The sequence below is a fragment of the Sphingopyxis sp. genome, assembly GCF_036261875.1.
Taxonomy (GTDB): Bacteria; Pseudomonadota; Alphaproteobacteria; order Sphingomonadales; family Sphingomonadaceae; genus Sphingopyxis.
The window spans coordinates 83,206-97,772 of record NZ_DATAJZ010000005.1; the positions used below are offsets into that span (position 1 = coordinate 83,206).

4 protein-coding genes are annotated in these 14,567 nt (G+C 68.0%); all 4 read left to right on the plus strand.

All coding sequences use genetic code 11. The features are described from left to right. Positions 1-2 precede the first annotated feature (2 nt). Positions 3-2,078, plus strand: a complete 2,076-nt coding sequence (locus VHO04_RS01400) for an adenylate/guanylate cyclase domain-containing protein (protein WP_329626690.1) — start codon at positions 3-5, stop codon at positions 2,076-2,078. Further along, the gene (locus VHO04_RS01405; protein ID WP_329626691.1) at positions 2,065-2,829 is read left to right on the plus strand and encodes a hypothetical protein; all 765 of its coding nucleotides are present in this window, start codon (positions 2,065-2,067) and stop codon (positions 2,827-2,829) included. The genes VHO04_RS01400 and VHO04_RS01405 overlap by 14 nt, the downstream gene beginning before the upstream one ends. Positions 2,830-3,110: 281 nt before the next feature. Continuing rightward, a complete protein-coding gene (locus VHO04_RS01410; RefSeq protein WP_329626692.1) occupies positions 3,111-4,859 on the plus strand; it encodes a ShlB/FhaC/HecB family hemolysin secretion/activation protein in 1,749 nt (582 codons plus the stop codon). Positions 4,860-4,889: 30 nt separating this feature from the next. Next, entirely contained in the window at positions 4,890-14,525 is a 9,636-nt protein-coding gene (locus VHO04_RS01415) for a hypothetical protein (protein ID WP_329626693.1), read from the plus strand. The last annotated feature ends 42 nt before the right edge of the window (positions 14,526-14,567 follow it).

A 14,567-nucleotide genomic window follows, 5' to 3' on the forward strand; every position in this document is an offset into this window, starting at 1 on the left:
TGATGGCGACGGCGACCACCGATCTCGCGCCGGGGGAGGCGCGCCCCGCGGCGGTTCCGCTGCGCAAGCGCGTCCGCCGGCTGGTGACGCAGCTTGGTCCATCGCGCATGGCGGCGACGATCCTGTTCCTGATCGTCGCGATCCTGTTCGCGCGGCTGAGCTGGCAGATGCCGCTCGTCGGCGACGCCGAACGCGCGCTTTACGATGCGCGCGCGACGCTGATGGCGCCGCATGTCGGGCAGGACAAGCGCATCGTCATGGTGACCTATGACGACGAGACGCTGTTCAACACCGGCATCCGCTCACCGCTCGACCGCACCTATCTGGCGAACGCGCTCGCCAATCTCGATCAGATGGGCCCGAAAGCGATCGGCATCGATATCGTCTTCGACTCGCCGCGCCCCGACGATGCCCTGCTGAAGGCGCAGCTTCGGGCGATGAAAACGCCGACATGGCTCGCCTATGCCGAGCAGGCGAGCAATCCGAACACCATTTTCTATGAACAGCAGAAATATCTCGAATCCTATCTGGCCGAGGTGACGACGGCCAGGACCAGGCCGACAAGCGTGCTGTTCCGGACCGACAGCGACGGCGTGATCCGCAACTGGCCCGACCGGCCGAAGAATCTGCCGCCGCTGATGGCGAATGCGCTTGCCCCGGTCGATCCCGCGCACGCCAATTTTCAGGGTAATATTCGCTTCCTGGTGCCCGCGCGCGTCGCCAAAGGGCAGGAAGAGCCTGTCTTTTCCAAGATCCCGATCGACACCTTCGCCGCACCGATGGACGCCGATACGCGCGCGGCCTTTGCGGAGATGATCCGGGGCCGCTATGTGCTGATCGGCGGCAATGTGATCGACAACGACCAGTTCAACACGCCGCTCAGCCGCTTCACCGATCCCATCACCGGGCTGCATGAAACGATGATCGGACTGGAAGTCCATGCGCATATGCTGGCGCAGCAGCTCGACAAGGACTGGTCCAATCCGCTGCCCGGCCCGGCGCTCTGGGTGCTGGCGGTTCTCGTGGTGCTCGCGGGCGGGCTCACCAGCCTCATCGATATGCGCGCACGCTGGGTCGCGCTCGCGTTCCTCGGTCAGATGGCCTTCTTCGCCGCTTTCCCCTTCTGGCTGCAGGGCCATCATGTCGACACCACGACCCTTCCCGCCTTCGGCTGGGCGATCGGCTGGCTGTTCGGCTATGCCGGGGTCGGCACCGCCGCGCGCACGATCGGGTCGCGCCAGCGCGCCTTCGCGCAGTCAGCGCTCGGCAAATATCTGCCCGCCGACATCGCGGCGCAGATCATGCGCGACCCCGACCAGCTCTCGCTCCACGGCGAGCGGCGCAATATCTATTGCATCTTCACCGACCTTGAAGGCTTTACCAAATTAAGCCATGCGACGACACCGGAAACGGTCGCGCGCCTGCTCAACGAATATCTCGACCGCCTGTCGGACATCGTGCTCGATCATGGCGGGACGATCGACAAGTTCGTCGGCGACGCGGTTGTCGCCTTCTGGGGGGCGCCGATCAGCCGGGCGGACGATGGCGAAAAGGCCGCCGCCGCGGCGGTCGCCATGTATCAGGCGGGCGAGGCCTTCCGGGTCGACCTGGCGGCCGAGGACGTGCCGCCGATCGGCATGACCCGCGTCGGGCTGCACGTCGGCGACGCCATCGTCGGCAATTTCGGCGGCGAAGGGCGCATCCAATATACCGCGCTCGGCGACAGCATGAACACGGCATCGCGGCTCGAATCGGCGAACAAGAGCCTGAAGACCGGCGTTCTCTTTTCGGCCGAAGCCGCCGAACGCGCGGGCCGCGACGATCTGGTGCCGATGGGCCGCGTCACGCTGCGCGGCCGGGCGCAGCCGGTCGACGTGCTGACCCCCCGCCCCGACCTGTCGCCCGAACAGCGCGCGCGCATCGCGGCGCTTGTCGCGGCGCACGCCGTGGGCGATAAAAAAGCCTATGTGACCGCCGCCACAGCATTGCGGCAGGAGTTCGGTAAGGATTCGTCCATCATGTTCCTGATCGAACGCCTGAACGAAACCGAAAAGGGAGAAAGCTATGTCCTTTCCTGATGTTCCGATGCGGCGCATCGGCCTGACCGTCGCTGCCGCCATCGCCGTGGTCGCCTTTGCCGGCACCGCCGCCGCGCAGTCGATGGTCGTGCGCTCGACGGGGCCGTCCGCCGGCAAATATCCGACCGGCACCAAGCTCAAGTCGACCGACCGGCTGACGCTCGTCTCGGGCGACAAGATCGTTCTCATGCAGGCGGGCAAGACGCGCACGCTGTCAGGGCCCGGCACCTTCGGCGCGACCGGCACCATCCAGGCCAGCCAGTCGATGGGCGCGACGGTGACGCGGATGCTGTCGACCGGCCCGACGATGCGGTCGCGCGGCGGATTTTCGCGCGGGGCCGAGGAAGCGCCGCCGGTCGATATCCGCGCGCCGAACCTGTGGCTGGTCGATTTTCGCGAAGGCGGCACCTTCTGCGTCGCCGATCCCGCGCGGCTGACGCTGTGGCGGCCGAACATGGACACCGATCAGTTGCTCAAGATCGAGCAGGACGGCAAGGAAGAGACGGTCGCGATCGTCGCCGGCGCGAATTTCCGCAAATGGCCGACCGAGGCGATGCCCCTGCAATATGGCGTCGACTATCGCCTTTCCGGCGCGGGTCTGGCGAAGCCGGTCACCATCCGCTTCACGCCGATGGGACCGCTGCCCGACAGCGCCGAAAGCTCGGTCGACATGCTGATGGCAAAGGGCTGCACGCCGCAGCTCGACCGGCTGGTCAGCGCGATGTCCGACAGCGAAACAACGGGCGGCTGATACGAAAGGGCGGGCATTGAACCCGCCCTGCCCATCTGATAATAGTGCGAAAAAGCTGCCATAAAGAAAAGCGGCAAAGTCCTTTCCTTGGGTCGAAAATTCGCACTGTCGGGCAACCGGCGGGGGCGTGAGTTATGAGTGCGCGCGGCATGGCGGGCGCACGAGGTACGCAAGGGGTGAGGATGACGGGCATGGGGGTTCTGGAGCTTGGCGGAAGCGCGCGGTCCGCGCGCGATGGTATCCGCAAGACGATTTATAAAGCAGGCGCTTGCTCGGCGGGATTGATCGCCCTGAGCTTGCCGCTGGCGGCGCAGGCCCAGGTCGCGCCCCCGGCCGCGTCGTCGGTACCGACGCGCGAGGAAATCCAGCGCCCCGCCCTGCCCCCTGCAACGCCGCCCGGCGAACGGGTGATCGCGGCCGACGATAGCATCGAACGCGCCCCCTGCCCGCTCGCCAATCCCGAATTCGCCGATGTCATGGTGACCGTGCGCGAGGTGCAATTCTCGGGCGGCGAAGGCATCGACACGTCGATGCTGGGCGAAAGCTGGCACGACAAGGTCGGACAGAAATTGCCGGTCGCGGTGGTCTGCGACATCCGCGACCGCGCCGCGACAATGCTGCGCGCGCGAGGTTATCTCGCCGCCGTGCGCGTGCCGCCGCAGACGATCGACGACGGCGTCATCAAGCTCGACATATTGTCCGCGCGGATGACGCGGGTCGAGGTGCGCGGCGACGCGGGCGCAAACGAAGGGTTGCTCCAGCGCTATCTGTCGCGGCTCGACGATCAGCCGGTGTTCAACATCGCCGACGCCGAACGCTATCTGCTTCTCGCGCGCGACATTCCCGGTATGGACGCCCGGCTGACGTTGCGCCCCGGCGCGGCCCCGGGTGAGGTCGTGGGCGAAGTCACGGTGTCGCGCACCCCCGCCGTCTTCGATTTCAACGCCCAGAATTTCGGCTCGAAGGATGTCGGCCGCTGGGGTGGGATCGCGCGCGCGCGCATCGCCGGCCTGACCGGCATGGGCGACCTGACCACGGTCAGCTTCTATGCGACGCCCGATTTCGACGAACAGAATGTGCTCCAGCTCGCACATGAATTCCGCGTCGGCGGCGAAGGGCTGCGCTTCGGCGCCAGCTACACCTACGCCTGGACCCGCCCCGACATCACCGGCTTTCCGGTCAAGTCGAACACCCAGATCGTCAGCCTGTTCGCTTCCTATCCGCTCGTCCTGACGCAGGCGCGGCGCGTGACGCTGGGCGGTGGGCTCGACATCATCGATCAGGACATCAAGCTCGGCCCGCTGCCACTCAACCGCGACCGCGTCCGGGTGCTCAACCTGCGCGCCGACGCGGGCTGGATCGACCCGGCGTCGATCGCGGGCAAGGGCGGCTACAGCCCGTCGGAGCCGCGCTGGTCGCTCGGCGCTTCGATCGAGGCGCGGCAGGGATTGAATGCCCTTGGCGCCAGCGACGATTGCGGCCCCGGCGGGGCGGCCTGTTTCCTGCCCGGCGCGATCCCGCTGAGCCGCGTCGAGGCGAAGCCCGACGCCTTTCTCGTCCGCGCCAGCGCGCAGGCCGAATGGCGGCCCGCGAAATCCTTTACGCTGGCGGTCGCGCCACGCGCGCAATGGGCCAGCGATCCGCTCGTCGCCTATGAGGAATTTTCGGGAGGCAATTTCACCGTCGGCCGCGGCTTCGACCCCGGCACTGTGATCGGGGACAGCGGCGTCGCGGTGTCGGCCGAGGCGCGCTACGGCTCCTTCATCCCCGGCAACACCAAAAGTTTCGCCGTCCAGCCGTTCATCTTCTTCGACGCCGCCTGGGTGTGGAACAAGGACAGCAGCTTCAACGGGCTCAATCCGCAAAAGCTCTATTCGGCCGGCGGCGGCCTGCGCGTCGCCTATGGCAATCTCGGCCGCATCGACATGACGCTGGCCGTGCCGCTCAACAAGGGCGGCTTTCTGGCCGAGCGGCCCGATCCGCGTTTCCTGGTGTCGCTCACCACCCAGTTCGGCGTGAAGGCGCGCTGAGCCATGACCTTTGCAGCAAGGACCACCGCCATGCGTGCCACCGCCACTCCCTCGTCCGTCCGCATCGGCAAGCGACGCCTGCTCAGTAGCTGCGCGATCGCCGCGGGCATCATGGCGCTATCCTATGGCGGTCCGGCGCGGGCGCAGGTCGCGGGGAGCGCGCTGAACCCGCCGGGCACCGTCACGATCAGCACCGACACGGTGGGCCATACAACCAATGTGGGCGTTACCGATCCCCAGACCATCATCAACTGGGTGCCGACCGACACGGCGACGACCGGCGGCGACATCGATTTCCTGCCGGTGGGCAGCACGTGGAATTTCAGCGGCAACGGCAGTGATTATGTCGTCCTCAATCGCTTCGTGAACGGCGCGGGCGGCTCGCTGAGCCGCCAGATCGCGCTGAATGGTCAGATCAACAGCATCGATAGCCCAGTCTCGGGCGGCCAGGGCGGCAACATCTGGTTTTACAACGCCGGCGGCATCCTGATCGGCAGCACTGGCGTGATCAACGTCGGCAGCTTGGTGCTGACGACGAGCGACATCGGCCTCACGGGCGGCAATCTGTTCGACACCGACGGCACGATCCATTTCATGCCTACGACACCGGGCAGCACGGCCGGGATCACCGTCAACGGCGAAATTCACGCGAATCAGGTGCTCGCCCCCGGCAGCAGCTATGTCGCGCTCGTCGCGCCGCGCGTCACGCAGGCCGGGCTAGTCGACGTCTATGGCTCGGCCGCCTATGTCGCCGCCGAAGCGGCCGATATCACGATGAACGCAGGGCTGTTCGACATCAATGTCGGGGTCGGCGCCGCAGGCGGTCAGGCGATCACCCATACGGGCAGGACCACCGGCCCCGAACAAACGGGTCCTGCGCAGCGCATCTATATGGTCGCGATCGCGAAAAATCAGGCGGTGTCGATGCTGGTGTCGGGCCAGGTCGGCTATCAGGATTCGGCGACGTCGGCGCGGACCGATTCCGCCGGCCGCGTGATCCTGTCGGCGGGCTATAATGTCGCCAACGGAGACATTGATTTCGCTCCCAACCCCACCAGCTCCGCGGCGGCAGATATCACCGTCAACGACATTATTTTCCGCAGCGATGTGACCGCCCATGCCAGCGGCGCCTTTCTGGGCCAGCCGTTCGGCGTCGTCCCGACGGGCGGCCCCCTCACCTTCCTTCCTCCCCCGCAGCAGGGCCGCTTCGCGATTCAGGGCAACGGCACCTTTATCGGTGACACCAGCTCCACGCTCACCATCAATGCGGGCCGTGTCGGCACCGTGACGGGCAATCTGAGCGTCGTCTCGGGCGGCAACGCCACGACGCCCGGCAGCGCCGCGATCAATGTCGCTGGAGGCCAACTCGGGGTTCAGGGCCTCACCTCGGTCTCGGCGCCAGGCTTTTTTGGCACCGCGACCGGCGACACGCAGGGCGGCAGCGCAGGCCTGGCTATTACCAATGGCGGGCAGATGATCGCGACCGGCGGTCTCACTCTTTCGGCCGACGCCTATGGCGGCTTCGACGCCGGCGGGCTCGCGAGCGGCGACGGAACCGGCGGCTCGGTGACGCTTACCGTCGCGGGCGCAGGCAGTTCCTTGACCGGCGGCAATATCAACCTCAGCGCCAATGGCTTCGGCGCCTTTCCCTCATCGGGCTCCGACATAGCCGACACCGGCGGCTCGGGAACCGGCGGCGATGTGACGGTCCGCGTCCAGGACGGCGCCAGCCTCTCCACCACCGCCGGGCTGAGCGCGCACGCCGACGGCCAGGGCGGCTTCGGCCTCGTTCAGTCGGGCAGCGGCAACGGCGGCGATGTGCTGGTCGAGGCGACCGGGGCCGACACGGTGCTGCAAGCCGGCACGACCATCCTCTCCGCGACGGGTGTCGGCGGCGGCGGTTTCGCATTCGACCCTGTCGGAGGCGTATTGACCTCGCTCAATGCCGGCGACAGCATCGGCGGCACCGCGACGTTGCGCTTCAATGCCACCGGCACCTCTCCCCGCAACACCGGCGACACCAGCCTCGACGTGTCCGCCACCGGCGGCGAGGCGGGGAATTTCTCCACACCCGGCGCCGAAAATGCGACCGGCGGCGATGCGACCGGCGGCACCGCGACGGTCGAAGTTCTGAGCGGGACCGCCCAGATGACGGCGCTCACCGTCGATGCGACCGCCTTGAGCGGCGGGGCCCGCAGCGGCAGCGGCACGACCGCGCGAAGTGGCGACGCGCAAGGCGGCACAATCGACATTTCCGCCGACGGCGCCGGATCGGCCCTGACGCTGGTGGCAAGCGGCTCGATAAACCTCGACGCCAGCGGCACCGCAGAGGCTGGCGGCCAGGAAAATGTCGGGAGCGGCACGGGTGGCCAGATCGCCGTATCGGCGACGAACGACGGAGCCATCAGCGGCATCTCTGTCCTGTATGCCAATGCATTCGGCGGCAGCGAGAGCATCGCGCCGCTGCTCAGCGCCGGCACCGGCACCGGCGGTTCGATCGATGTCCTCGCCGATACCGGCGGCACCATTACCTCCCAATCCTACCAGGCAAGCGCCAATGCCGGCGTCGTCAACACCGACGGCAACAACGGCGCCGCGCAAGGCGGCAATATATCGATGATCGCACGCGGCGGCGGCAGCATCGCCGCGACGTCGGACGGCGTTTCGACGCTGGAGGTGCGCGCCGCCGACGGGGTCAGCGCCGACGGCAGCACGGCGACCGGCGGCACCGTCGGGATCATCGCCGACGGCGGGACGATCGCACTCGACAACACCGGCTTCTACGCCGACGCGATATCAGGCGGCAACGATGCGGGCAGCGCGTCGCTGGCGACCGGCGGCACCATTTCGATCCAGGTCAGCGCCGACCCGGACAGCTATATCTCCGCCATCACCCTCGACGCCAGCGCCAACGCGTCGGCCGGGGCGAATTTCGACAGTTTCGTCGAAACCCCCGGAGACGCCACAGGCGGCACAATCACCGTCGACGTTCAGGGCGGCGGGCTGGAATCGTCATCGCTGTTCTTCGCGGCATCGGGAACCGGCGGGACCGGCGGCAACGGCCAGGGTGGCCGCATCACCTTCACCCAGTCCGGCGGCACGGTGGAATTGAGCGGCGACATTTCGATCAGCGCGGCCGGCGATGGCGGGCAGGCGCCGAATAACGGCTTCGGTACCCGCGCGACCGATCTGGCAGGCACCGGCACCGGCGGCACCGCGACGCTGACCCTGACCGGCGGCACTTTCATCGCCACCGACGTCACGGTTTCGACCGACGGCACCGGCGCCAGCGGAGGTTATGCCGACGATTATGCTTCCGATCATGGCGACCGCGGCGGCGACGGCCGCGGCGGCGATGCCACGATCACGATCGATGGCTCCGCGGACGTCACCGTCGGACAGTTGACGGCCAGCGCGATCGGCAGCGGCGGCAATGGCAGCAATCTCGTCAGCTACGGGAATATCACCGGCGGCATCGGCGGTGACGGCGGCGCGGGAACCGGCGGTGACGCGACGATCAATCTGGGTGCGGGCACGCTCAGCGCGAACCTCGTTATGGCAGATGCCAGCGGCTTCGGCGGCAGCGGCGGCGGGGTGTCCGACAGCAGCGGCGCCCCGATCGGCGCAGGTGTAGCCAGCAATGGCGGCGAAGGCCGGGGCGGCACGGCAACGCTCGGATTGAGCGGAACCGCGTCCGAGTTGGTGAGCGGCACCCTCTCCGCGCAGGCGACCGGCACCGGCGGCAACGGCGGTTCCGGCTTGAACGGCGCCAATGGGGGCAATGGACGCGGCGGCACCGCTCAGGCCGTCATCGACAATTATAACGCCGGCCTGTTGAGCCTGAACCTCGACGCTTCGGCACTCGGCGGCACCGGGGGCGGCGGCATCGATGGCGATGCCGGGAACGGCGGCGATGCGTTCGGCGGAACCGCGCGCGTCGCAGCGAACGGCAATGGTGGCGCAGCCACGATCTCGCAGGCCAATTTCAATACCACCGCGACCGGCGGCAACGGCGGCGCGGCCTCCACCGGTTTCTTCGCGACCCCGGCCGTCGCGGGACGCGGCGGCGACGGCGGCTCGGCCGTCGGCGGAACGCTCGAGGTCGTCGCGAGCAGCGGCGCGACGATCGGCCTCAGCGGCGATTTCAGCAGCAGCGGCACCGGCGGCACCGGCGGTACCGGCGGCGACAATCCAAACTTCCTCACCCTGCCCGGCCCCGACGGCATCCCCGACACCGCCGACGACGTGAGCCAGGGACTGGCCGGCGGTGACGGCGGGACTGGCGGCGACGCGACCGGCGGCAACGTCCACCTGTTCGCCAATGGCGGCACCATCACATCGGGCGGCGCTCCCGTCGCAATCACCGTCGGCGGCGTGTCGGGAACCGGCGGCAACGGCGGCACCGCGTCGGGCAGCAACGGCAATTTCGGCGGCACGCTCGCCGACCAGGGCGGCCGCGTCCTCTTCGAATCGGTCACGACTCCCGGCGGCACGGGCCTGATCAGCCTCGGCGACACGAGCATCCAGGCGAACGGTTCGCTCGCCGGACGCATCGAACTGCGCGCTGGCAGCACGATCACGATGAACAGCCTGACGGCCGAAGCCTCGGGGTTCGCGGAGCCGGTCAACGGCAACACCACGGCGACTTCGCCCGGAATCTTCCTGGCCGTTCCTGGCGGCTCGATCACCGCGACGGGCGACATGACACTGACCACCAACGGCGGCGTGGACATCGACGCCCAGGCGGACGGGCAGGTGAGCGCCGGTGGCAGTCTGACGATCGATGCTTTCGATACGGTGCATGTCACCCATTCGAATCGGGGCGGGGCGCCGACGCTCTCCGCCGACGGCGATCTTTCGATATCGAGCGGCCTCAATATCAACGCAGACCCCGGCACTTTGCTGAGCGCCGGAGGCACGTTGACGCTCCAGGGCATCGGCCCGGTCTCCAGCGTCATCGCGGACCGGATTGCGGGCAACGACATCGTCATCACCGCCAACGACCTCGCCGTCATCGAACATGCCGAGGCGGTGAACGACTTCCTGGCCAATACATACAGCTTCCGCACCGGGCTCAATTCGATCATCGCCGGGGGCGACATCGACATCAATGTGGTGACGGCCGCCGACCTCGGCAATTCCACTGCGGGCGGCCATATCGCCGTCACCGCGCAGTCGATCGCCTTCAACAGCGCGAACGCGGGCACGTTCGTCTCGCTCAGCGCATCGGGCACGGGCGCCACCGATGGCGTCTTCGGCACCGATATCACCGCCGGCAGCGGCGGTGTTAGCATCGACGGTCGCAGCATCGGCGTCGACGGGACGATCCAGTCGGACGGATCGCTGTTCGTGACCGCGACCGCGGGCAATGCGGCGATCGGCCTTGCCGATGTCGCGGGCGATATCGCAACTTTCGCGGCGGCCGATCTTTCGGGCACCTATCGCGCGGGCGGCAACGTCAATCTCGGCGCCGGCGGCAATGTGACCGCCGAAGCCGACGCCGCGGGCGGCTATGTCGATCCGTCGGGCAGCTTCACGTCCGAAGGCTATGTCTTCGTCGATGCCGACGGCGACGTGAGCCTGACGAACAGCAGCGCCGCGACGATGCTCGGCGTCCACGCGGACGGCGCGGCGAGCCTGACGGGCGCGAGCGCGGGCGAGGATGTCTTCGTCCTCGCCGGGACGACGGCGACGCTTTCGGGCATCACCGCCGGCGACGACCTGACCGTCCAGGCCGACGGCGCGATCAGCGCCACCAACGCCACAACGACCGGAGCCGGGCGCGACGATCGCAGCATCGTCTACGTCGCAGGCAGTTCGTCGCCGACACCCTTCCTGCAGATCGCGACGACGCCAGCGGATCTGTCGAACATCACGCTGACCGCGGGCACGGGTCTCGCCGCCGCCAACGTCGACGCCTTCAACGATCTGACTGCGTTCGCGAATGGCGCGATCACCGCGACGGGACCGCTCATCGCGGGCGGCAATCTGCTCGTCAACGCCGGGAGCGCGGCCAATCTGGCGGATGCGACAGCCGGCGGCTATATCGACGTCACCGGACAATCGATCGCTTTCGGCAACGCGGATGCGGGCGGCTTCGTGTCGCTTCAGGCGCTGGGCACGGGCGCGACCGACGGCATCTTCGGAACCGACATCACCGCCGGCAGCAGCGTCGGCATCAATGGCCGCAGCATCGGCATCGACGGGACGGTGCAGTCCGGCGGATCACTGTTCGTGAACGCGACCGCAGGCAATGCGGCGATCGGCCTTGCCGATGTCGCGGGCGACATCGCGGCTTTCGCGGTGACCGATCTTTCGGGCACCTATCGCGCGGGCGGCAACGTCCGTCTCGGCGCTGACGGCAATGTGACCGCCGAAGCCGACGCCGCGGGCGGCTATGTCGATCCGTCGGGCAGCTTCACGTCCGAAGGCTATGTCTTCGTCGATGCCGACGGCGATGTGAGCCTGACGAACAGCAGCGCCGCGACGATGCTCGGCGTCCACGCGGGCGGCGCGGCGAGCCTGACAGGCGCGAGCGCGGGCGAGGATATCTTCGTCCTTGCCGGGACGACCGCGACGCTCTCGGGCGTCACCGCCGGCGATGACCTGACCGTCCAGGCCGGCGGCGCGGTCAGCGCCGCCAATGCCGCGACGACCGGAACGGGGCGCGACGATCGCAGCATCGTCTACGTCGCAGGCAGTTCGTCGCCGGCACCTTTCCTGCAAATCGTGACGACGCCAGCCGACCTGTCGAACATCACGCTGACCGCGGGCGCAGGAATCACTGCCGCCAATGTCGATGCCTTCAACAATCTGGCCGCGATTGCCGGCGGCGCGATCACGGCGACCGGGCCGCTTGCCGCCGGCGACAATCTCATCGTCAGCGCGGCGGGCGCGGCCAATCTGGCGAATGCGACCGCGGGCGGCTACATCGACGCCGATGGCGCATCGATCGGCTTCGGCGCGCTCGACGCGGGTGGCTTTGTCGATCTCGACACGACGGGATCGGCCGGCGATCCGGGAGCAATTGCGGGCACGTCGATCGTTGCAGGCTCGGATGTCTATATGGCCGGCGGCAGCATCGACATCGGCAGCGTCACCGCCGCCACTTCGCTTTCGGCGACCGGCACGGCCGGCGCGGTCGCGATCGATAACGCCGTCGTCACCGGCAACATCGGCGTTTCGGCGGCCGGAGACATCGGCGGCACCTACAGCGCCGGCGGCAACGCGATGCTGAGCGCGGGTGGCAATGTCGTCGCGTCGGTCAGCGCGACGAGCGGCTATCCCGATTCGTCCAACCCCGATGTGCCGAGCGCCGGCAACGTCTATGTCGATGCGATCGGCAACGTCACCCTGACCGACAGCAGCGCCGGCGGGATGTTCGGCGTTAACGGCCGGTCGGTCGCGCTGACCAACGCGTCGGCGGGCGAGGACATGCTCGTCCTTGCGCAGGGCACCGCGATCCTTGCGGAGGTCAGCGTCGGCGACGACCTCGACGTGCGCGCGACCGGCGCAATCACCGCAAATGACGTGAGCGCGACCGGCCTCGGCCCCGACGGCTTCCTGCTCGACTATTCGCCCACCGGCGGCTTCACCATCGGACAGGGCGAAGGATCGACCTCGCTCGACGGCGCCGACATCGACCTCAATTCGTCAGGAGCCTCGATCGCTGCGACCGGCCTGTCGGCGGGCGACGACATCTTCCTGACCGCCGCGACCACGATCGCGCTGAACGGCGCGGAGACGCTGGACCTCGGCGTCACCGGCGGCGACAGCAGCATCCGCACCTCGGGCGGCGATACGACGCTGGCCGGGCTCGACGCGTTCAGCGACGTGGTCGTCGATGCGGCCGGGACTACCAATATCACCGGCTCCGTGCAGGCGGGCCGCGATATCGCGATCAACGCCGGCGGCGTCCAACTCGCCGATCTGGCTACCCCCGGCGGCGCCGTGCTCCAGACGCTCACCGCGGGGCACGATGTCGTGATCGCCTCGGCCGCGGGCATCGACGGCGGCCGCATCCTGGGGCAAGGTAATGTCACGCTGACCGCTGACGGCGCGATTGCTGTGACCGGCGCCGCGAGCGGCGGCGACATGAGCCTCTCGGGCGCAACGGGGATTGCCGCCGACCGGGTCGAAAGCGGCGGCGCGACGACCCTCGCCAGCAGCGACGGCCTCATCAACCTCGGCTCGCTGGCATCGACCGGAGATGTCGACGCCAGCGGCGACAGCCTGTTCATCGGCGATGGCGGCGACCTGACCTTCGCCAATCTGGTCACCGATGTCGGCGACGCGGCGGTTCGCACCAGCGGCGAGTTGTTCGTCGTCAACGGCAGCGTCGCGGGCCGCGCCGATCTGACGGGCAGCGGCGAACGGGTCGGCGTCGATACGCTTACCGCGGACAGCGCCGCGATCACGGCGACGGACGGGTTCGTCACGCTGAACAATGTGACGGTAACGGGTGCGCTCAACGTAAACGCCTTCGCATCGCTGCTGATCGACGGCATCGTGACCGGCGAGAATATCGCGCTGGCATCCGCCGACATCACAATCGGCAGCGCCGCGCGTGTCGGCACCGCGGACGTGACGCAGGGGCTGTCGTTCCAGAACAGCGACAACGAGCAGCAGACCTTCGTCGGCGGCACGGGCACGAAAAACGGCTATCATATCGATGCCGACGAACTGACGCGGGTCTTCGGCCACGATATCCAGATCTTCGCGCCCGAGGTGAACGCGGTCAGAGTCGACTCGGTCGGCAGCGCAGCGCCGCCCGACGTCGTGATCGACGGCTTCACCGTGACGGGCGGCGCCTCGGGATCGAACATCGGCATCGACGGATCGCTGACGATCCGCACGCCCGGCAAGATGCGCGTTCTCGGCGACGTCCAGTTGACCGGGCTTTCGGACACCAACGCGCTCAACCTGCGCGCCGACAAGGCGCTCGAAGTCCTGTTGGGTCAGGGGTCGGTGCGCCTGCTCGGCGCGAACGATGCGCCGGGCGGACAGCTCAACATGCGGTCGGGGGATATCATCGTCGCCACGCCGGAGGCCATCGCCGATGTCGCCAATGCGACCACGCTCGAGGCCATCGAAACGCGGCTGGCGCAAAACGACGGCATCACCCTCGACGAAGGGGCGCTTTTCGCGCGCGGCATGGATTTCAACGGCAATGTCTATGTCCAGAACAGCGGCAGCGGCACCGACTATGCCCAGCGCCGCGGCCTGACCTTCGGCGCAGGCGGCCTCAACGTCGCAACCGAAGGCAATGCCCGGATCGTGCTCAACGGGGTGCATCTGGGGCCGAACGGACAGGTGACGGGGCTCGACACGATCCCGCTGCTGACGATCAACGGCGGGGGCGTGGTGGTCCCGTCCGATCTTTACGATCCGCGGGCGACCTTCAACGGCTGCCTGATCGCCGGCGTCGCCGCCTGCTCCTTCGTCCCGCCCGAGCAGCCCGACTATGAATCGAACTTCCCGGTCCAGGACGTGATCGAGAAGGAAGTCGACAGCGACGACGACAGCGGCGACGGCACCAGCCTGCCGACCGCGCTGATCACGATGCGCGCCCTCGACCCGCTGACCGGCGAGCCTTTGCTCGACGACCCGGTGACCGGCGCGGGCAACGACGACCTCTGGACGCCGACGACCGATACGCAACCCTGAGCCTTTCGGTTGACGGACCACCCCGGAGCGGGGCAAGGGCGC

Excerpts from the sequence above, each read along its gene's own strand:
- VHO04_RS01400 (WP_329626690.1), top strand. The coding sequence starts at position 3 with ATGGCGACGGCGACCACCGATCTCGCGCCGGGGGAGGCGCGCCCCGCG.
- VHO04_RS01405 (WP_329626691.1), top strand. The coding sequence starts at position 2,065 with ATGTCCTTTCCTGATGTTCCGATGCGGCGCATCGGCCTGACCGTCGCT.
- VHO04_RS01415 (WP_329626693.1), top strand. The coding sequence starts at position 4,890 with ATGCGTGCCACCGCCACTCCCTCGTCCGTCCGCATCGGCAAGCGACGC.